General features: G+C 42.9%; 19 protein-coding genes. 14 read left to right on the forward strand and 5 right to left on the reverse strand.

Annotation, left to right across the window (positions count from 1 at the left end; translation table 11 throughout):
- Positions 1–134: 134 nt before the first annotated feature.
- Positions 135–1124, reverse strand: a complete 990-nt coding sequence (locus MKZ03_RS01720; RefSeq protein WP_060595486.1) for a LacI family DNA-binding transcriptional regulator — start codon at positions 1122–1124, stop codon at positions 135–137.
- 109 nt (positions 1125–1233) lie between these two features.
- On the opposite strand from MKZ03_RS01720, the gene MKZ03_RS01725 reads away from it, so the two are divergent.
- From MKZ03_RS01725 to MKZ03_RS01755, 6 genes are all read left to right on the forward strand, one after another.
- Entirely contained in the window at positions 1234–2559 is a 1326-nt protein-coding gene (locus MKZ03_RS01725) for a DegT/DnrJ/EryC1/StrS family aminotransferase (RefSeq protein WP_341030727.1), read from the forward strand.
- Positions 2534–3400 carry an HAD-IIB family hydrolase gene (locus MKZ03_RS01730; protein ID WP_334750758.1) on the forward strand — a complete coding sequence of 289 codons (867 nt, stop codon included), beginning with the start codon at positions 2534–2536 and terminating at the stop codon, positions 3398–3400. Before MKZ03_RS01725 ends, MKZ03_RS01730 begins: the two co-directional genes overlap by 26 nt.
- Positions 3397–4443, forward strand: a complete 1047-nt coding sequence (locus MKZ03_RS01735) for a Gfo/Idh/MocA family protein (RefSeq protein WP_340974383.1) — start codon at positions 3397–3399, stop codon at positions 4441–4443. The genes MKZ03_RS01730 and MKZ03_RS01735 overlap by 4 nt, the downstream gene beginning before the upstream one ends.
- 54 nt (positions 4444–4497) lie before the next feature.
- Entirely contained in the window at positions 4498–5685 is a 1188-nt protein-coding gene (locus MKZ03_RS01740; protein ID WP_307499001.1) for an MFS transporter, read from the forward strand.
- Positions 5686–5797: 112 nt separating this feature from the next.
- Positions 5798–6427, forward strand: coding sequence for a LysE family translocator (locus MKZ03_RS01745; RefSeq protein WP_034664197.1), 630 nt, complete (start codon positions 5798–5800; stop codon positions 6425–6427).
- A gap of 460 nt (positions 6428–6887) precedes the next feature.
- Positions 6888–7646, forward strand: a complete 759-nt coding sequence (locus tag MKZ03_RS01755; protein ID WP_106038502.1) for a YqcI/YcgG family protein — start codon at positions 6888–6890, stop codon at positions 7644–7646.
- Here the strand turns inward: MKZ03_RS01755 and MKZ03_RS01760 are convergent.
- Positions 7641–8993, reverse strand: a complete 1353-nt coding sequence (locus MKZ03_RS01760) for an amino acid permease (protein ID WP_106031564.1) — start codon at positions 8991–8993, stop codon at positions 7641–7643. The genes MKZ03_RS01755 and MKZ03_RS01760 overlap by 6 nt on opposite strands.
- 79 nt (positions 8994–9072) lie before the next feature.
- On the opposite strand from MKZ03_RS01760, the gene MKZ03_RS01765 reads away from it, so the two are divergent.
- The 6 genes from MKZ03_RS01765 to MKZ03_RS01790 all read left to right on the forward strand — a co-directional run bounded on the left by MKZ03_RS01765 (position 9073) and on the right by MKZ03_RS01790 (position 15270).
- Complete coding sequence (locus MKZ03_RS01765; protein ID WP_034664192.1) at positions 9073–9669, forward strand: DUF1989 domain-containing protein; 597 nt, start codon at positions 9073–9075, stop codon at positions 9667–9669.
- A gap of 198 nt (positions 9670–9867) precedes the next feature.
- Positions 9868–10689 carry an ammonia-dependent NAD(+) synthetase gene (nadE, locus tag MKZ03_RS01770; RefSeq protein ID WP_034664190.1) on the forward strand — a complete coding sequence of 274 codons (822 nt, stop codon included), beginning with the start codon at positions 9868–9870 and terminating at the stop codon, positions 10687–10689.
- Positions 10690–11018: 329 nt separating this feature from the next.
- Positions 11019–11966: a dihydrodipicolinate synthase family protein gene (locus MKZ03_RS01775; RefSeq protein WP_307499006.1), complete on the forward strand. Its 948-nt coding sequence runs from the start codon at positions 11019–11021 to the stop codon at positions 11964–11966.
- Positions 11967–12043: 77 nt separating this feature from the next.
- Positions 12044–13051, forward strand: coding sequence for a LacI family DNA-binding transcriptional regulator (locus MKZ03_RS01780; protein WP_187704319.1), 1008 nt, complete (start codon positions 12044–12046; stop codon positions 13049–13051).
- A 120-nt stretch (positions 13052–13171) separates the two neighbouring features.
- Entirely contained in the window at positions 13172–14548 is a 1377-nt protein-coding gene (locus tag MKZ03_RS01785; RefSeq protein ID WP_307499008.1) for an MFS transporter, read from the forward strand.
- Positions 14549–14712: 164 nt separating this feature from the next.
- Entirely contained in the window at positions 14713–15270 is a 558-nt protein-coding gene (locus tag MKZ03_RS01790) for a shikimate kinase (RefSeq protein ID WP_106031566.1), read from the forward strand.
- 37 nt (positions 15271–15307) lie between these two features.
- Here the strand turns inward: MKZ03_RS01790 and MKZ03_RS01795 are convergent, their stop codons facing one another.
- On the reverse strand, positions 15308–16081 hold the full coding sequence (locus MKZ03_RS01795; RefSeq protein ID WP_307499010.1) for a class I SAM-dependent methyltransferase: 774 nt from the start codon (positions 16079–16081) through the stop codon (positions 15308–15310).
- Positions 16082–16197: 116 nt separating this feature from the next.
- On the opposite strand from MKZ03_RS01795, the gene MKZ03_RS01800 reads away from it, so the two are divergent.
- The gene (locus MKZ03_RS01800; protein ID WP_341030730.1) at positions 16198–17103 is read left to right on the forward strand and encodes a LysR family transcriptional regulator; all 906 of its coding nucleotides are present in this window, start codon (positions 16198–16200) and stop codon (positions 17101–17103) included.
- 45 nt (positions 17104–17148) lie between these two features.
- On the opposite strand, the gene MKZ03_RS01805 is transcribed toward MKZ03_RS01800, so the two are convergent.
- On the reverse strand, positions 17149–17934 hold the full coding sequence (locus tag MKZ03_RS01805) for a carbon-nitrogen family hydrolase (protein WP_341030731.1): 786 nt from the start codon (positions 17932–17934) through the stop codon (positions 17149–17151).
- 234 nt (positions 17935–18168) lie between these two features.
- On the opposite strand from MKZ03_RS01805, the gene MKZ03_RS01810 reads away from it, so the two are divergent.
- Positions 18169–19125, forward strand: a complete 957-nt coding sequence (locus MKZ03_RS01810; RefSeq protein WP_341030732.1) for an acetylxylan esterase — start codon at positions 18169–18171, stop codon at positions 19123–19125.
- 33 nt (positions 19126–19158) lie between these two features.
- Here the strand turns inward: MKZ03_RS01810 and MKZ03_RS01815 are convergent, their stop codons facing one another.
- Positions 19159–19473: a hypothetical protein gene (locus MKZ03_RS01815; protein ID WP_012008865.1), complete on the reverse strand. Its 315-nt coding sequence runs from the start codon at positions 19471–19473 to the stop codon at positions 19159–19161.
- Positions 19474–19495: the final 22 nt, after the last annotated feature.

Genomic DNA, 19495 nt, shown 5'->3' on the forward strand with positions numbered 1-19495 from the left:
CCGCTCCGGTGCTCGTCCTTCCTAGACTGCAAAGGTTTTCTATCACGCTGAAAGAAGGAAGACAAAGGCTAAAACAAAGATCATTTTAGCCCTTTGTAAAAAAAAAGACTGAGACAGCTCTCAGTCTTTTTTGTTTATGTCGATTCCCTTGTCACAAGCCGGGTAGGCAGATGGATATGTTCACGCTGTAATGGTTTTTGGTCTTGCAGGATCTCGATTATTTGCTGCACAGACCGCTGGCCAAGCTCTACGATCGGGATGTCAATTGTGGTGATTGTTGGAGCTGTCACCTCGCAAATGTCTTGATTGTCATAGCCGATCACCGCTAGATCCTTAGGGATTTGATAACCGTATGAAATGGCCTGTTTAATGAGCCCTGCTGCGACTTGATCATTACCCGTGAAAATGGCATCAGGTGCATTCTTCATGTCATGGATGACATCCATTAAGCGAAAACCGTCTTCAATGGTGAAGGCCTCCCCGAAAAGCCAATCGTCATGCAGCGGCAAGCCGTGTGCAGAAAGTGCATCAAGATAGCCCTGTTTCCTTTGTTTTTGTGCTTCACTGCTTTCAGTATCAAAGCAAAACCCAATCGATCTTCGCCCTGACTGAATCAAGTAGTCAACCGCTTTATAGGCGGCTTCCCGCTCATCGTATCCAATAATCGGGATGTCTGCTGTTTGATGATATTCGTTCGCCATGACAATAGGGCCGTTCGTTAAAAATGGCTCGATCTTTTCCCACGGATTTTCTAATGCCCCTAATATGACCCCATCTACTTCTCTTTTTTTTAATAATTGAAGCCCTTCAAGCTCTAACGATTCCTGATAAAACGTCTGAAGCACGATGGCTTTATAACCTTGATCCAGTACTTCCTTTGATATGCCTTTAATCAATTGTGCAAAAAAAGGATGGTCCACAGCCGGGACAGACACAGCAATGGTTTTTGTCTGATGTGAACGAAGAGTGCGAGCCGCTGAACTCGGTGTATATTCCATTTCTTTCATCACCTGTAAAATGAGCTGACGCTTTTCCTCTGACACATATGGATGATGATTCAGCACTCTGGAAACGGTGGTGGTTGAAACCCCGCAGCGTTTGGCAATTTCATAAATTGTACACATATTAACAAATCCTTTACACAAAGTTATTGTTCTGAAATCGATAACATCATTTACAATGTGAAACAAGTTAAATATTAACAAATGGAATTGATTAATTGGAGGGAATGGAATGCAAATATTGACGAAGATATCAGGTAAAAGCAAGGATTATCTTCCTTTGCTGGATATGATCAATCAAGGTGTTCAAGTAAAGTCTGATTCAGTTGAGAAGCACCTAGCAAATGAAAAGCTGGTGACGTTCCTTGAGCAAGATATAGGGCGCACAGGCTTGGAAAAAATTCTCTTCCATTATAAACAAAATAAGGAAAAAAAGATACCATTTCTGCCAGTTGATAAACTGATTTCAGAGGATGAGATCGATGATATCATGCAGGTGTTGAAAGAAGTATTGAGTTCTGGCCGTTTTACTTCAGGGCCATATATTCCGGCGTTTGAAAAGCAGCTCGCTGAGTACTTAGGGAAGAAATATGTCATTGCCACGTCAAGTGGAACAGATGCCCTAATGATCAGCCTCATATCAGCAGGCGTCCATCCGGGAGACGAGGTCATTTTGCCAGCGAATAGCTTTGCTGCAACAGAAAATGCAGTGCTTGCGATTGGGGCTGTTCCGGTCTATGCCGATATTGATCCAGATACTTACTGCTTGGCACCGAGTGAAATTGAAAAGCATATCACAGATCAAACAGTATGCATTCTTCCAGTTCATTTATATGGAAAGCAAGCGGATATGAAGACCATTTCGGAGCTTGCGAAAAAGCATGGGTTGAAAATCATTGAAGATGGCTGTCAGGCGATCGGCAGCACCGGCCTTGGAGCATATGGAGATGGACTTGTTCTCAGCTTTAATCCATACAAAAATCTTGGTGTCTGCGGCAAGGCAGGAGCCATCGCGACAAATGATGAAGCCTTAGCGGAAAAATGCATGGAGATCAGCTATCACGGCTTTGAAGTAGGAAAGAAAAATGTCAAACGCAGTGACTATGGATTTAATTCTAAAATTGATAATTTGCAGGCAGCGATCGGACTCGAACGCATGAAGTATTTAGGATTACAAAACTTTAAACGCTTTTACTTAGCAAAGCGGTACATTGACCAGCTGCAAACGCTTGAGGATGAAGGATATTTGAAGATTCCGAAGCTGACGGATGATCACGTCTGGCATCTGTTCCCGATTAGAGTGATGAAGGGAGAACGAGATGAGCTTGCAGCGAAATTGCTGGAAATGGGCATAGAAACAGATGTTTATTACCCGATTTTATCGCATCAGCATCAAACAAATCTTGTTTCTCAAAAGTATAAACAAGCGACACTTCCACAAACGGAAAAAGCAGCACAGCAATTACTTCACTTGCCGCTGTATCCAGGCATGCCGCTGCAAGATCAGGAGAAGGTCATCGAGGGGGTTCATCATGTTATCAAGTCTTCCATTCAATAAAAAACTGCTGAATCAACCGGAAAATCCGAAGTGGATCGTCTTCTGTGACTTTGATGAAACCTATTATTCTCACGGAATGACAGAGGAGCAGCGAGAGGATGTAAAACGGCTGGAAGCCTTTGTGGCAGAAAAGAGCGAAGCAGGACTGCTCATGCTTGGCTGGGTCACGGGAAGCAGCCTCGATTCTGTCACAAGTAAAATGGAAACAGGCGGTTTTCATCAATTCCCGCATTTCATTGCGTCGAACTTAGGAACTGAAATTGTGTATACATCGGAAGCTCGTTTTGGACAGGCAGATGCGGAGTGGATGAAGCGGCTGGATGCGCAGGGCTTTTCAGATGAAAAAATTGAAGACATCCTCGAAACCATACGTGAAAAGGGAATTCATCTCAGACCGCAAACGCAGCTGGGCAGCTCAGGGTATAAGAAGAATTTCTATTATCAGGAGCAGGATGAACGGACAGATCTTCATCATCTATCATTCATCCAAACACTTGCCAAAGAGCGCGGGGTGGCGGTCAACATCAACAAATGCAATCCGCTCGCAGGAGACCCAGCTGATTGCTATGATGTCGACTTTTTACCAGTCGGCACAGGGAAGGATGAAATTGTCCGCTTTATGTTGAAGCAATATGATTTATCGAAAGATCAAGGCTTTGCCTTTGGAGATAGTGGGAACGATTTGCGGATGCTTCAATCCGTCACGCATGGTTTCCTCGTCCAAAATGCGACGGCCGAAGCCAAGCGGCACCATCATCAAATTTGTCATCATGGGTATGCAAAAGGAATCTATGAAACACTGAAAACAGTGATGTATAAACATGAGGAGGCACATTCATGAAGAAAATTGGAATTGTTGGAGCAGGGAATATTGCAAAAGCACATGCAAGAGCATTATCAACAATCAAAGGTGCAGAGCTATCTGGTGTCTATGATTTACACGAGTCAGTTGCACAAGGATTCATTAAACAGTACGGAGGACGTGTGTATTCAAGTATCGAAACTTTAGCAGATGCATCTGACGGGTTGATCATTGCCTCCCCTAATTTTTGTCACAAGGACCATGCCCTTCAGGCACTAAGAGCAGGACAGCCCATTTTATGTGAAAAGCCGATGGCTGTGTCGCTGAAGGAAGCGAAGGAAATGGTGGAGACAGCCAAACAGTTCCAGGTTCAAGCCAGTATGGGCTTTAACTATCGTTACTTATCCTTTGTGAATATTTTGAAGAACTTGATTGCCAATGGTGAATTAGGCCGCATTTTGACCGTCAGGACTCATTTTAAGAAAAACAGTGCCCTCAGAAGAAAGACATTTTCATGGAGAGACGGCGGTGAGAGTCTGCGCACAAGCGGTGCATTAGGGGATCTTGGTATTCATTTAATTGATATGCTGTGGTACTTATTTGGCAGTGACATGAAGAAAGAATCACTTAATACCAAGATGCTGACACATGTAAAGAAAAAAGAAGAGAAAAAGGTGCAGGTGGATGATCATACCGAAATTTTCGGTCAGATGGAGAATCAAGTGTTCTTTCACTTGGTCACATCCAAAAGCACGCAGCCTGAGGAATGCGGATTTAGTGTAGAAGTCGTTGGTCATGACAAGGTATTCAAATACCATACGAACATGAAAAACGAATATGAGATCAGTGATGGATTGTGTGTGGAGCGTCATCAAATGCCGCAAACCCTGCTGACAGATCCGCCAAATGAATTTTACGGATGGTCTGATACGTTCCGTGATCAGCTGATGCACTGGGTGAATACAGATTCATATCCATCTCATATGAAAGTGGCTGATTTTGTAGATGGGTATCGCGCACAGGCTGCGCTCAATACATGCTTCGAGAGGGAAGAGGCTGTCAAGTCTGCCCGGACATATTAAAGAGGTGGAGCGGAGGATGTCATGACTCCGCTCCTTTTTAGAGGAAGTGAAAAGATGAAAAAAGTATTTTATTTTGGCTGTGTCTTTTATTTTTTTATTGGGACCATTCATGTGTTTTTTGGCAGCTTAACTCCTTATTTACTGTCAAGTTACGATAAGGGTCCCGGGGAATTATCTTCTTTAATCTTTTTTCAGTTTATTGGTTTTTTGACAGGTGTTCTGTTATCCCCCATTCTTGTGAGGAAAAAAGGCTATGGCGCTGTTCTGACCATGGGTCTTTTGCTGATGATCGGGTCACTTCTCCTTGGACTTTTGGTGCCGGGCTGGACAACACTTGTGCTGGCAGGTTTTTTTCTTGGGAGCGGTGCAGGCAGTCTTGAGACCACAGCCGGAGCGTATGTGATTTCGATGGCAAACAGTGCGAAGCGAATCAGCATCATGGAGGTCTTTTTTGGGTTAGGCGCGCTGTTATTTCCACTTGTGATTCTGCTCACTGTCACTGAACAGACGTGGCACTATGTGTTTTTATTTCAGGTCGGTGCACTGACTTTTTTCCTTATGCTCTGGCTTGCCTTTATGAACAAATTGCCTCGTGGGCAGATGGCTGCTCCTTCCAAAGGGATGAGAAAACCGTCCTTACTTGTTGATCGCAGCAATCGAATGATTGTGGTGATCATGATTTGCTTTGCCTTTTTCTACGCAGGGATTGAAACGAACTTTGCGAACTTTTTGCCGTCGATCATGCTGGAAAAGGGGGGAGACCATTGGGGTCTTTTTGCGGTCTCAACCTTTTGGACAGCGATCGTCATCGGCAGAACCGTGATTGCAAGAAAAGCGGATCAGCTGCACCCGCTGCGTTTTTTAAAGCTAAGCGCAGCACTCATGATTCTGCTGCTCGTGGTCTTTGCCCTGACAACCCACATAGCCGCGCAGCTGCTTCTCATCTTTTTCATCGGCCTGTGCGCAGCTGGCATGTTCCCAATCGCACTGACTGCATCTGCATTAATGATTGAAAATGCCATCGACGAGGCAACGAGTTACTTTATTGCAGCCGCAAGTTTAGGCGGAGCCTGCTTGTCCTTCTTGATTGGCTTTAGTCTTGAATGGGCAGGAGCAGCAAGTGCCGTCTTTGTTTTCGCTTTCTTAGCTGTTCTTCTGTTTGCAGCTGCGATTCAAATGAATCGTGCTAAGAAAAAGGATACGGTCCTGTCGCAGCAATCGGCGCTGAAAGCCGATCGGTAAGCAATATCCAATGTCTCCTTGAGTCCACCTGAAAAGATGACAAAGGACTTGTACTAAAACACAGAACGTTTGAATAATATGTACAAGTCAGCATCAAAAGGAGGACGTCTATGTGGCGGTGTTTTTTGGTTATATCTTTTTAGGGTTGTCACTTTCAGCGCCTGTTGGGCCAGTCAATGCAGCCCAAATCGACAGAGGGATTAAAAGTGGATTTTGGCACGCGTGGATTTTTGGTGTGGGGGCGATGGCCGCGGATATTGTCTATATGCTCCTCATCTATTTTGGTGTCGCCCAGCTTTTGACTGCACCTCTAGTGAAAACCTTTTTGTGGCTGTTCGGCTTTTTCGTTCTGACCTATACGGGCATTGAAAGTCTGCGTAAAATCAATTTGCAGGAGAGCCCGAAAAAGGATGGTGGAAACACTTCGGTTGGTCAGTCGTTCATGACGGGGTTTTTCATTTCTCTTTCCAATCCGCTCAGTATTTTATTTTGGCTTGGCATCTACGGCAGTATTTTGGCTAATACGATTGAAAAGTATGGGGCATCTCAAATGCTGATGTACAGCATGGCTATTTTTATCGGCATGCTGATCTGGGATTTCAGTATGGCGCTGCTTGCTAGTTCGTTTAGGCGCTATTTAAGTGAACGTGTCTTACATGGCTTATCCGTTCTTGCAGGCTTATCTTTACTTGGTTTCGGCGCCTATTTTGGGTATCAAGGGATCATGGCGTTGATTGGGTAGAAAAGCAGACTGATACATTCAGTCTGTTTTTTGTAAGGATTGACAGACATAACACATTCTTGAATAATGATGGGATATAAAATGGTTTCAAGGAGCTTTGCCATGCGTATTTTTCTTCCAGTATTCAACTATGTGTGCATGCTGATCTTATCAGTCATCACAGCAACATTGTCTATCTGTTTAGCTTATGCTCGGCCCTCATTTATTGGGTGCTTGATTCTGTCTTTTTGATGAAGAACAGATCATAGGAATGATACAAAAGCGCTCTATTAAAAGAAGCAGTTTGACGGCTGCATACACTTGTCTGTTCATGCATCATGGAGTGAAAGACACACATACATGCTCAATTTGAACGAGAACGTCCACCTCTTGAATGCGCAAGGAAAGTCGTTGAAGGACAGTCACCACAGCCTTTTTTTCTCATAGGCTATGGAGAAGACGCTAAAACGAGGTGGAAAAAATGGCCCAGTTGTATGCAAAAAGTTGCCTTGATCAAAATCTACGATCACTAGAAGAATGGAAGCAGGATGCTTTTACTCAATTTGGAGAGATGGTAGGAGATGAGGCAGATACATTCCCTTGTGTACCGGGAAGACAGGGGTTTTTTCTCGATCATTTACGCTATGGGTTTGTGGGTGATCCGAGGGAAGAGGAAGCGGTTGATGAATTAGCCCAGCTGCTGAGAGAATATCAAAGCTGTGCGAAAGAAACGGGTCAATATGCTTCATTTATTTGTTTTTTTGAAACACCGCAGGATTTAAAAGAAAGTTCGCTTGAAGAGTTTGAGCAGCAGTTTTGGTCACTGCTTCAACGACTGCACCAGAAAGATGAAGTGCCATGGCCTGAGGATATTCCACTAGATACTCATCATCATGAGTGGGAGTATTGCTTTCACGGGGAAGCGTATTTTATTTTGTGCTCCACACCGGCTCATAAGCTCAGAAAAAGCCGCCACTTCCCTTATGTCTTGATGGCATTTCAGCCTAGATGGGTGTTTGAGAAATTGAATGGATCGACCAAGTTTGGTCAAAAAATGAGCCAGCTCGTTCGCAAGCGGCTCAAAGCGTATGATGAGGTCAGCGTTCACCCATCATTAAAATGGTACGGTGATCCGACCAATCATGAATGGAAGCAATACTTTCTCCCAGATGAAGAGGCGGAGAAACCAGCCTCCGCCAAATGTCCTTTTACTGCATTAAAAAACATGATGAAATTATGATGCGGTCTGATCCTGCTGCTTCCACTTTTTTCTCATAAATAGCACCATGATGGCAATCACTGCAATGATCCCAAGGCTGATAAAAAAGCCAGGTCGTCCGCTTGCCTCTGTTAAAGTGCCTGAAATGGCGGCTCCAATCAAGAGAAGCGCAAGAATCATTTCGCACGTTTGGCGAGTGGATGGCTTTGATAGCTTTTTACTTGAGAACAGAATGAATACCCATGTGTACAGAAGGGTAAGGCCGGCTGCTGTTGTGAGATGCTCGTAGATGTGTTTGGACAAAAAGAGTGCAAGCAAAATCGAGACAATTAATCCAGCAGCAGTTAAAATAATCGAAGGCCATCCGACATGAGATGGGTCTTTTTGTTTAAAACAAGCAGGTGCATCTTGATGCTCCGACATCGTGCCAAGCAGCGTCGTGACTGCATAGAGTGAGGCAACCAATGTCGAAAAGCCGGCAATAATGAAAATGCCATTAAAGATATGAAGAAAGATTGATAAATGAAATGGATCTAATGATGTAATAAATGGACTGCTGTTCTCGTTAAAGGCTGTTACTGGGACAAGCAAGAGAGCAAGTCCGATCGAGACGATATAGATGACCGCTAGAATGATCAGCATGACGCGTCCAGCCTTTGCCGCATCTTTCGGATCTTTTAAATGAACCGCCATCAGACCCATGACTTCAATTCCCCCAAATGCATAAAACGCGTAAATCAATCCATTCCAAAGACCAAGTGCACCGAGCGGCATCCATTCGTGATCTTTGTTTGGCAGATGCAGGGTCGGTTTATGATCTGTCAGAATGCCGAATAACACAAGCACCGCAAGGATCATAAACAGAAAAATCGCCGCTGTCTTCAGTACCGCAAGGACATTTTCTGTCTTTTGAAAAGAAGAAAGCCCTATGATAATCACGAGCAGGGCAAGAGCGGAATAAATCGCAGAAAACACCCAGAGCGGAACAGATGGAAACCAGTGGCGGGTAAAAAGGGAAATCGCTGTTAACTGACTTCCCGTAATCAGCATTTCTGCAAACCAATACACCCAGCCATTGCTAAACCCTGCCCAGCGTCCATATGCTTTACGAGCATAGGAACAAAATGACCCTTTATCAGGGTTATCGGCTGTCATCGCAGCCAAATGTTTAAAGACGAGATAGGTTCCGACCGCAGCAAGCAAAAAAGAAATGCAGACGGAAAAACCGGACTTTGTAATGGCAATGCTGGAACCAAGGAAGAAACCAGTGCCAATTGTACAGCCGACTCCGATGAGAGAAAGCTGCCACCAAGATAAAGTTTGTTCTTCTTTCAATGCATGTGCAACACCTTTCGATTTCAATGACATTAGCTTGTGACCGCCGTCTTTTTTTATACATGATCAAGGGGACGTTTTGGGCATACTGACATGGAAAGGAGTGCATGTGATGAACGGAGAATATGTCATTTTACCAAAGGATGGACACGGCTTTCGCTTAGGAAAAGGCCAATGTATGCGGGTCGTTGATATTGAAGGTCAGCAAGTAGCAGATGTCATGGCCTATCATGAAAAGGATTTTTATGAAAAATTTGACCAAGGCGCGACAATGGACAGCCTATTTTCGTCAAAAGTGAAAAAAGGGGATAAGCTCTATTCTAATTTATATAAACCGATGTTTACGGTCATTGAAGACACAGTCGAATGCCATGATTTATACATGCCCGCCTGCCGGCAAGAAATGTATCAGCTTTTATACGGACGGACGCATTTAGAGGTCATGCATACATGCTACGATAATTTGCGGACTGCCTTTGAGCCATTTGGGATTCCTAAGGAGGATATGTACTATCCTTTTAATGCCTTTATGAATACAGTCATTGATGAAAAAGGAAAACTGTCTGTGGAGCTCCCAAAATCTCTTCCCGGTGATTACATTCGTCTGCGAGCCGAAATGGATCTCATTGTGGCCGTATCCGCATGTCCTTCTGATATTGGGAAGTGTAATGGCGCAAGCTGTACATCTATACGGGTAGAAATTGATTGAAAAAGAAAAGGGCCAGTCCATATAGACATGGTCTTTTTCTTTTGTGAATGTTTGATCATTAATGAAATAGGGGAACGTCTAACAAAATGTTCTTCCTGAAAACATGGTATAATGAAGACTCAAAAAACGTTGTCAAACCAATGAATTCAGAGTAAAACCTGTTCTCTTCATGTAGAGGAAGCTTAGGAGGAAAAGTGTATGAGTTTGCAGAAAAAGATCAGCCAAGAGTTGCATGTGCAGCCCTCAATTGACCCAAAGCAGGAGATCGAAAAGCGGGTTGGATTTCTAAAGGAATACTTGAAAAAAACTGGCGCAAAAGGATTCGTCCTCGGCATTAGCGGCGGACAGGATTCAACGCTCGCTGGCCGTCTAGCACAGCTGGCTGCATCTGAGCTGCGTCAAGAAGGAAAAGAAGAGGCAGTCTTTATTGCGGTGCGCCTCCCGCACGGTGTGCAGCAGGATGAAGATGATGCACAGCTCGCTTTATCATTTATTCAGCCGGACAAGTCGTGGAAATATGATATTGCGCCTGCCGTGACGGCATTTAGTGAACAATATCAAAAGGACACAGGCGGCCCGTTGTCTGACTTTAATAAAGGAAATGTCAAAGCACGCATGAGAATGATCGCGCAGTATGCTGTCGGAGGAGAAGAAGGATTACTTGTCATCGGTACAGATCATGCAGCTGAAGCAGTAACCGGCTTCTTCACGAAGTATGGTGATGGCGGTGCAGATGTTCTTCCGCTCACAGGTCTGACGAAACGCCAAGGCCGGATGCTGCTAGAAGCGCTGCAAGCACCTGAGCGTCTATACTTAAAGAAACCGACAGCGGATCTGCTTGATGACAAACCTCAGCAAACGGATGAAACAGAACTTGGCATTACGTACAATGAAATTGATGATTACTTAGAAGGTAAGCCAGTGTCAGATCAAGCAGCAGAAGCGATTGAAAAGCGCTATGTTCAATCAGAGCATAAACGCCAAGTACCAGCTTCCATGTTTGATGACTGGTGGAAATAAGAAAAAGCAAGAGACCTCTCCTTTGATGGAGAGGTTTTTTATAGTAAAAATACTGTTTTGAAAATATAAAATTATTTATAATGGTCTCTTATTGAATATGTATTTAGGATGATAATCAGCAACTTTAACCAGCAGATACTGCTTAATCATTTAAGAAATAAAACAAACCTATATTATTTACTAGAAAAATGAAATTGATTGTATTTTTATTTGAATAATTAAAATTTTCTAAAAAGTAAGTTGACAATCTCCGTTATGTCATTTTATGATTGTTTACGTAAACGCTTACCGTAAACGTTTACTATAATCGAATGGGGAGGAATTTGTTGATGAAAAATAAAGAAAAATGGAGCGGTGTATTCCCGGCTGTCTTAATTCCTTTTAAAGATGACTATTCAATTGATGAACCTGCTTTTCGTAAGCTTGTCCGTTGGGTGGCGGAGCACAAAGGGATTAACGGTATCGTTGTCAATGGACATACTGGTGAGATTATGACTTTACTGCCACATGAACGAGCTGAGGCTGTGCGCATTGCAGCCGACGAATTAAAAGGGGAAGTACCTGTCATTTCTGGGGTTTCTGCTGAAGGGACAATTGAAGCGATCCAACATGCAAAAGCCGTTGAAGAAGCTGGCGGAGAAGGTATACTTCTCATGCCGCCACATTCATGGCTAAGATTCGGTATGCAGCCTGAGTCACCTGTCCAATTCTTTAAAGATGTTGCAGAAGCGATTGACATTTCAATCATCGTACATCAATATCCAACTTGGACAAAAACCTCATATACAACCAATCAATTACTAGAAATGTCGGAAATTGAGAATGTTGTCTCGTTTAAAATTGGTCAAAGAGACATGGCACAATACGAGGTCGATGTGCGGGCATTGAAAAAACATGCACCAGATGTATCGTTACTCACATGTCACGATGAATATTTATTGCCAACATTAATTCAAGGGATTGATGGAGCACTTGTAGGTTTCGGCTGTTTTGTGCCAGATTTGATCGCTGAACTTGTGAAATGTGTGGAAGAAAAAGATCTTGTAGCGGCCAATAAAGTTTACGATAGAATCTTCGAATTAAAGCATGCTGTGTATAAAATGGATGAACCTTCATCTACCTCTCATCTGCGAATGAAGGAAGCGATGTACCAGCGAGGTCTAATCAGTAGTTCGCTTGCTAGGAAGCCGGTCTTACCTTTAACTCATAAGGAGAAAGAAGAGATTCGCCAGGGCCTTCAAAGTGTTGGTTTGCTTAAGGAAAACGTCAGTAGATAACAGACCATTAATTTCATGATGAAGGTGAGTCAGGTTATAATAGAGGACAAAACAACAGACTCCCGGAGGTATGAAATGTGTCAGTAAGTATTAAAGATGTAGCATTGAAAGCTGGAGTGTCTATAGCATCTGTTTCCCGAGTATTAAGTGGTAAACCAGGAGTAGGTGCTCAAACGGCTGAAAGAATCAAACAAGTAATTGATGAATTAGGCTATCGTCCTAATTTAGGAGCTAGAGGGCTCGTCAAAAGGAAGACAGGGAATATAGCTGTAGTGGTTCCGCGTGGTTCATATATTTTGAATAATCCATTTTTTTCAACGATTCTAGATGGAATAGCGAAGGAATTAGATGAGACGGAATTCAATATGTTGATGTCGTTTACATCTATACAGCAGCAGCGATTACTTGAAACGCAGGCAGTAGATGGAGCCATTCTATTTTCACCAAGAAATGAAGAACTAAGCATGGATTGGTTAAAAAGTTTAGCCATTCCCATTATAGTTGTCGGAAGTTATCTAGAGGATTCTCCATTTCCATGTGTCAGGCCAGATGATGAAGAAGGTGTGTGTCAATCAATAACGGCCTTATTTGATAAAGGTCATCGAACCATTGGGCTGGTCAATGGTCCAATGAGTTCGATGCATAGTGTGAGGTATTACAAGGGATATGAGCGCACACTTAAAAGTTTAGGGTTAACAATGAACAAAGAACTTGTGTTTGAGTTAGATGAATTTGATGGGGGAAAAGTAGTAGAAGTGGTTTCTCAATTTCTCCAAGGAAACCAGCACATGACTGGAGTTGTTTGCTCTTCAGATTTTTTGGCGATGGGGGTCATGAAAGCGGCAAATAACGCAAATGTGTCAATACCTCATGATTTGTCTGTCGTTGGTGCCGATGATGTGCCCATTGCAAGTTTTCTAACCCCTTCTTTATCTTCAGTTCATGTTGATTTAGTTGGAATGGGAAGAAAAGCTGTTTCTTTACTAACACAGTTATTGGAAGGAGAACAGTTAGATGCGATGGAACATATCTTCCCTATGTACTATATAGACCGGGGCACCACGGGAACGCCAAAAAAGAAATGATAGATGCTGAAAACTCGTATGAACGCTTTAGAATGTCTCTTGGTTTAAAATGTAAGCGATTTCTTTAGCGCTCTTCGGCATGTACTTTTGCATCATTTCCTCTAATAAGGAGGAGATAACATGACGTTAGAATTCAGCGGAAATTCAAATTCTCATGATGGAGAAGTTGTTGATAGAGCTTCACAATTATTGACTAGGATGGAAAGTGTACCTTTTTCTAGATGGCATTTAAAACCTCGTATCATTATGGGATCTGCTACTTTTTTTGATGCTTTTGATGCTCTATCTTTAGCGTTTGTTCTCCCAGTTCTCATCGGAATGTGGAGTTTATCACCTGCTCAAATTGGTCTTCTTATTGGGTCTGGTTATATAGGACAAGCGATTGGTGCTATTTTCTTTGGATGGTTAGCAGAAAGGCGCGGCCGTGTATTTAGTGCAAAGTGGACAGTATTCCTCATGTCAATTATGAGTATCGCGTGTGTATTTTCAGGTAATTTTATGGCCCTTTTTATTTTTCGTTTTATACAAGGGATTGGGGTAGGGGGAGAAGTGCCGGTAGCGGCATCATATATCAATGAGTTGTCCAGGGCTCAAGGGAGAGGTAGATTCTTTATGCTTTATGAGATGATTTTCCCATTAGGATTAATGATCTCAGCTCAAATTGGCGCATTTGTTGTACCTAGCTTTGGGTGGAAGTGGATGTTTTTGATTGGGGGCATTGGAGGTTTAATCGTCTTTGTATTCTTTTTCATGTTGCGCGAATCTCCAAGGTGGCTTATTTCGAAAGGCAGGTTAGATGAAGCCGAAAGAATTATTGAAGAAATTGAAGCTAGTACTGACAAACGAATGCCTGTAGCAAAGCAAGTATCTAGCAGTACTGAAAAAGGCGACTGGAAAGAGCTTTTTTCAACTTTTTATCGTAAAAGAACATTGATCGTATGGGGACTATGGTTTTCTGCCTACTTTGTATCGAATGGTTTAAATAACTGGTTACCGAGTCTTTATAATACTGTTTACAATTTGCCAGTTGGAGATTCATTAAGGGCAGCATCTCTAACAAATATTTTACAGACCATAGGGGTATTCGCTTGTGCATTTTTAATTGATAAAGTAGGACGAAAGCGCTGGGCAACCATTGCATTTATTGTAACAGGTGCTTTATTAACGGCTTTATGGATCAGCGGAGCTAATTCTCCAGAAAGTGTTATATATTTAGGGTCCGCTGCTTACGGAATGATGGGGACAATTACAGTTCTTCTCTATCTATATACACCTGAAATTTATCCAACACGTATGAGGGTGATTGGAACGGCATTTGCTACAGCTTGGCTTAGGCTGGCCTCAGCGATCGCTCCTATTATGATAGGCTTTATTTTAGAGGTAAGCGGTGTTTCAACTATTTTTATTCTTTTCGCAAGTGTGACTGTAGTGGGAGCAATTCTTGCTTTTAAAATGATCGAAACGCGCGAGAAAGTATTAGAGGATATTGCACCGTGAGTTACGCACGCAGTGAAGAACTTATTCCAAAGAGGGTAGGTTCTTTTTTCTATGCAGATGATCTACGTATAATTTTTCAAATTGCCTATCTTTTCGCGCGCCATTTATCATATAATAGATACATTATGTAGCATTCCTTGTCGTAAGGAGGACGTGTCACGAATATGAAAAACAATAGAGAAATCCCTGTGAGACAGCGAAATATTGTCCTCATTGGCTTTATGGGTGTTGGGAAAACAACCATTGGGCAGCTGGTTGCCAAAAAGCTATATAGAGATTTTATTGATGTGGATCAGGAGATTGAGAAAAAGTATAACATGACGATTCCTGAGATCTTTCAGCAAAAAGGAGAAGCATTCTTCAGGCAGGCTGAAAAAGATTATATCGTCGATTTATGTGAGCATACACAGCTAAAGATCGTTTCTCTTGGAGGCGGTGCATTCAAACAGGAAGAAATCAAACGCGCCTGCTTGAAGCATTGTACGGTTCTTTTCCTTGATTTATCTTGGGAGAATTGGAAACAGCGGCTTGATATTTTGATTGAAAACCGCCCTGTTCTTCACAACCGGACGATTGACGAGATGAAAGAGCTGTTTGAAGAGCGCCGGGAAATATATGCCCTTCATAACTCAAGAGTCGAAACAGATCATCTAGAAGCTGAGGAAGTCGCCAATTATATTGTGGACACACTCAAGCTTGGTTGGGATTTATACTCGAAATAAAAAAGTCTACCAACGAGGGTAGACTTTTTCTATAAGTTCAATTCTTCATTCCTTGAATGAGTGCAGCTTTTAAACAGAAGGAAATAGGCTGCTGCTGTGCATCGAATTGAAGTTGAAACAGCTGCTTTGTATCAGGGTCTGCGAATTGAAGATGGGAAACGATCTCTTTTTGAACATTCTCTGGTGTGCGTCCACGCATCATCCAGTCCTGATAATCAATTTGCAGATCCCAGTAACGCTTCTCTTTTTGAGTCAGTTGGTTGGCAGCGAAGAGCTCTTTCCATTCTGATAACGAGCTTTCTCGCACATGAGAAGGATCTCTGAGTCTATTTAAGTGATTAATGAATGAATCCTGTGCAGTGTTTTCGGGTGCGTAATGATCGACGAGCAGGAATGTGCCGCCTTTTTTTAAGACACGGCTGATTTCAGACATGGCTGCCGGCAGGTTTGTAAAGTGGTGAGCGGCAAATCGGCACGTCACGATGTCAAATGATTCATCAGCGAAGGGCAGTGCTTCTGCGGCTGCCCGCTCAAAAGTAATATGTTTCAGTTGGCGTTCTTCCGCAAGTGCTGCTGCAACCTCGATCATTTTTTGCGTGACATCAATGCCGATTCCTTTAGAAATGATATCTGAAAAGGAAAAAACGGTATGTCCTGCCCCACAGCCGATATCAAGTAAATGCTCGTGACCCTTCGTATTGGCTGTTGCTTTCATCCATTCCAGCTCTTCTCCGGCTGCAAATATAGGTGAATCTCGATAGTTCTCGGCATTTTGTGAGAATTGGTTTTCGGCTTTAGCATATGGATTCATTTCTTCTCCCCCTTTGTTGTCTCTTTATCGTAAAATTCATTTTGTTATTTGTCTAAGACATAAAAGATATGACATGAATAGTTAAAACCTATGAGGTGATGAAAGTGGATATACGAATGATGGAATATGTCATGGAAGTGTACCGGCAGAAAAGTTTTACAAAAGCAGCGGATCAACTTCACATTGCACAGCCTTCTTTAAGCCAACAAATGAAGAAGCTGGAAGAGGAATTAGACACACCCCTCTTTATTCGAAAGTATGGACAAGTCACGCCCACACCTCAAGGGAGTCGATTCATTAAAAGGGCTGAGAACATTTTGAAGGAAAGAGATGATTTGCTGCGTGAAATGGGAGAAGCAGCTTATGAAGTGGGGAAAGAGCTGAACATTGGAGCGCCAGCAGTCACAGGGGGCTATGTCTTGCCCGGTTTATTAAAAACCTTTTGTCGAACGTATCCTCATGTTCACGTTCAACTAATAGAAGAATCACCTCGTGAGCTAGAAAAACTTCTATTGGCTGGAAAGCTGGATTTGGCTATTTTATCTATGCCTGTCGAGCATGAATCATTGAAAACGAAATACATGCTGACAGAGCCGCTTCTTCTCGCAGTTCCGCAAACTGCCCAGCCCTGGTCAACAGATGAATTGAACGAAATCATCAATCAAGCAGATCAGAAAGGGTCTGTTCCGTTTCGCCTTCTGGAAGACGCCGCATTTATTATGCTGAAAGAGGGATATGGCTTTCGGCAAGTGGTCATGGAACTATGTCTTCATCATGGTTTTCAGCCGAAGATTACCTTTGAAACAAGTCATATTCAAACAGCGCAGGCATTGGTCAAAAATGGACTAGGTGTGACAGTTGTGCCGAAAATGGTGGCACAAGAGGAAAGGAACGAAGTCACTTATTTGAAAATTGATTCATGCCCAACCCGCACTCTTGTGTTTGCATATGTGGAAGAAAGGTATTTAACGAAAGCCGCTCAAGCCCTAATGGACCTTTATCAAAACCAAGAAAAAGCTTAAACAAACGTTTAATTAAAAGCAAAAAGCAGGGGAGCACCCTGCTTTTTAATAAATATCCAGACGCTGATCTGTCATCACAGGAATCTGCTGTCTCACTTCATCCACTAGCTGAAGATCAATGTCCGCATAATAAATATCTTCCTCATGGTTTGTTTCAAGTAAAATACGGCCAAGTGGATCAATCACCATGGAGTGTCCAGGGAATTCAGTGTCTCTGCTTGTGCCTGTTCTGTTAACAGCAATCATAAATGACTGATTTTCAATTGCTCTTGCGATGAGCAAGCTGCGCCAATGATCCACTCTTGCTGACGGCCATTGCGCCGTATTGATAAGCACCTTTGCCCCTTTGTTGACAAGTGTTCTGGAAAGCTGCGGAAAGCGAAGGTCGTAGCATATCATCGCCCCAATCTTCACATCCTCATCATAGTCAAATAAACCAAGCTGGTCACCAGCGGTTAAATAGTTGTGCTCATCCATTAAGCGAAATAAATGAATTTTGTCATAATCAACTAAAAGCTCACCTTGGCGGTTAAAGACATACATCGTGTTGGTGATCCTCTCATCTTCTGTGCGCTTGTTCAATACACTTCCAGCAATGAGAACGACTTGGTTCTTACGGGCAAAGGAAGAGAAAAGCTGTTTTGTGCGTTCACCGTTTACATCTGCAAGCTGGTCGGCTTGTTCAAGAGCGTAACCAGTATTCCACATTTCGGGTAAAATGATCAGATCAGGCTGCTGATGGATGGCTTCTTGTAAAAACGCTTCTGCTTTTTGAAAGTTCACATCAGGTTCTCCAATTTGTACGTCCATTTGGACAAGGGCGATTTTCATACAGGTTCCTCCTTTATTCGATGGTGTAAATGTGAAAATCCATGAATGTCTATCGATTTGTTTTGCCTGAGAACATCTAGTCTTCAACCAAGTTTCTTTATCATAAAGGTTTCAATCCTCTTTGCCAATAAAAATGTCAGAAGGTTTTGTCTTTTATAGTGAAAATGACTTTCTAAGTCAAGAAAACAGTGATATGATACTCATAACTATTAAAACAAAGGGGGATAGTAGGATATGCAATTGTTTGATTTACCATTAGAAGAGCTCAAAAAGTATAAACCGAAGAAAACAGCACGACCTGATTTTTCAGACTTTTGGAAAGCTTCGCTTGAAGAACTGAACCAAGTGGAGGCAGAGCCAGCACTTGAACCTTATAATTATCCAGTAAAGGGAGTGAAGGTGTACCGCCTGACGTATCAAAGCTTTGGTCATTCTCGAATTGAAGGCTGGTATGCAGTACCAGATCAAGCAGGTCCACATCCAGCACTCGTACATTTTCATGGCTATAATGCCAGCTATGACGGCGGCATTCATGACATCGTCAACTGGGCACTGCATGGCTATGCGACATTTGGTATGCTCGTCCGTGGTCAAGGCGGCAGTGAAGATAAAACAGTGACACCAGCAGGGCAGTCTCTAGGATGGATGACAAAAGGCATTTTATCGAAAGAGACCTACTATTATCGGGGTGTTTATTTAGATGCGGTTCGAGCGCTCGACGTGATTCAGTCTTTCCCAGAAGTGGATGAACACCGGATCGGCGTGGTGGGCGGAAGCCAGGGAGGTGCACTGGCGGTTGCAGCTGCGGCACTTTCAGACATTCCAAAGGTCGTCGTGGCAGATTATCCTTACTTATCAAATTTCGAGCGTGCAGTGGATGTGGCATTGGAGCAGCCTTATTTAGAAATCAATTCATACTTTCGAAGAAACAGTGATCCAGAAGCGGAAGAAAAGGTATTTGAGACATTGAGCTACTTTGATTTGATCAATTTAGCCGAATGGGTGAAACAGCCCACATTGATGGCCATCGGTCTGATCGACCAAATCACCCCGCCATCTACTGTGTTTGCGGTATACAACCATTTAGAAACAGATAAAGATTTAAAGGTGTATCGCTACTTTGGACACGAGTACATCCCGGCTTTTCAAACAGAGAAGCTTGCCTTCTTACAAAAGCATTTAAGGATCTAAAAGAACAGAGGCCGCTCTAGGAGGGCCTCTTTTTTAATAGCTCGTATTCTGTCTCGTTTTTTCATCAGGCACTAACGCAGTGATAATCAGGGCAAGGGCAGTGATGATATGAAGAATGAATCCGAGAATCGGAATCCAAGCAAGGCAGGATGTGACAATTCCGATGATGCTTCCAATCATTGGTCCCTGGTCTCGCTTCGATAAGACGAGTGTGATAATATGCAGAATAAGCATGACCATGAGCGGTGAATAGCCATTGCTGATAACGAATAGACCTCCGATCACAGGGATGGCAAGGCAGGCTTCAAAAATCCCGGTGATCCATTTCATAATGCGAGATATAGACATCAGATCCAACTCCTTTTTTATA

This window comes from Bacillus sp. FSL R5-0431, assembly GCF_038002985.1.
Classification (GTDB): Bacteria; Bacillota; Bacilli; order Bacillales; family Bacillaceae; genus Bacillus.

Bases quoted from the DNA above. Each gene is read 5' to 3' on its own strand.
- MKZ03_RS01765 (WP_034664192.1), top strand. From the start codon at position 9,073: ATGAACGGAGAATATGTCATTTTACCAAAGGATGGACACGGCTTTCGC.
- MKZ03_RS01735 (WP_340974383.1), top strand. From the start codon at position 3,397: ATGAAGAAAATTGGAATTGTTGGAGCAGGGAATATTGCAAAAGCACAT.
- MKZ03_RS01785 (WP_307499008.1), top strand. From the start codon at position 13,172: ATGACGTTAGAATTCAGCGGAAATTCAAATTCTCATGATGGAGAAGTT.
- MKZ03_RS01775 (WP_307499006.1), top strand. From the start codon at position 11,019: ATGAAAAATAAAGAAAAATGGAGCGGTGTATTCCCGGCTGTCTTAATT.
- MKZ03_RS01720 (WP_060595486.1), bottom strand. From the start codon at position 1,124: ATGTGTACAATTTATGAAATTGCCAAACGCTGCGGGGTTTCAACCACC.
- MKZ03_RS01740 (WP_307499001.1), top strand. From the start codon at position 4,498: ATGAAAAAAGTATTTTATTTTGGCTGTGTCTTTTATTTTTTTATTGGG.
- MKZ03_RS01730 (WP_334750758.1), top strand. From the start codon at position 2,534: ATGTTATCAAGTCTTCCATTCAATAAAAAACTGCTGAATCAACCGGAA.
- MKZ03_RS01810 (WP_341030732.1), top strand. From the start codon at position 18,169: ATGCAATTGTTTGATTTACCATTAGAAGAGCTCAAAAAGTATAAACCG.
- MKZ03_RS01725 (WP_341030727.1), top strand. From the start codon at position 1,234: ATGCAAATATTGACGAAGATATCAGGTAAAAGCAAGGATTATCTTCCT.
- MKZ03_RS01800 (WP_341030730.1), top strand. From the start codon at position 16,198: ATGATGGAATATGTCATGGAAGTGTACCGGCAGAAAAGTTTTACAAAA.
- MKZ03_RS01755 (WP_106038502.1), top strand. From the start codon at position 6,888: ATGGCCCAGTTGTATGCAAAAAGTTGCCTTGATCAAAATCTACGATCA.
- MKZ03_RS01760 (WP_106031564.1), bottom strand. From the start codon at position 8,993: ATGTCATTGAAATCGAAAGGTGTTGCACATGCATTGAAAGAAGAACAA.
- MKZ03_RS01805 (WP_341030731.1), bottom strand. From the start codon at position 17,934: ATGAAAATCGCCCTTGTCCAAATGGACGTACAAATTGGAGAACCTGAT.
- MKZ03_RS01790 (WP_106031566.1), top strand. From the start codon at position 14,713: ATGAAAAACAATAGAGAAATCCCTGTGAGACAGCGAAATATTGTCCTC.
- nadE (WP_034664190.1), top strand. From the start codon at position 9,868: ATGAGTTTGCAGAAAAAGATCAGCCAAGAGTTGCATGTGCAGCCCTCA.
- MKZ03_RS01795 (WP_307499010.1), bottom strand. From the start codon at position 16,081: ATGAATCCATATGCTAAAGCCGAAAACCAATTCTCACAAAATGCCGAG.
- MKZ03_RS01815 (WP_012008865.1), bottom strand. From the start codon at position 19,473: ATGTCTATATCTCGCATTATGAAATGGATCACCGGGATTTTTGAAGCC.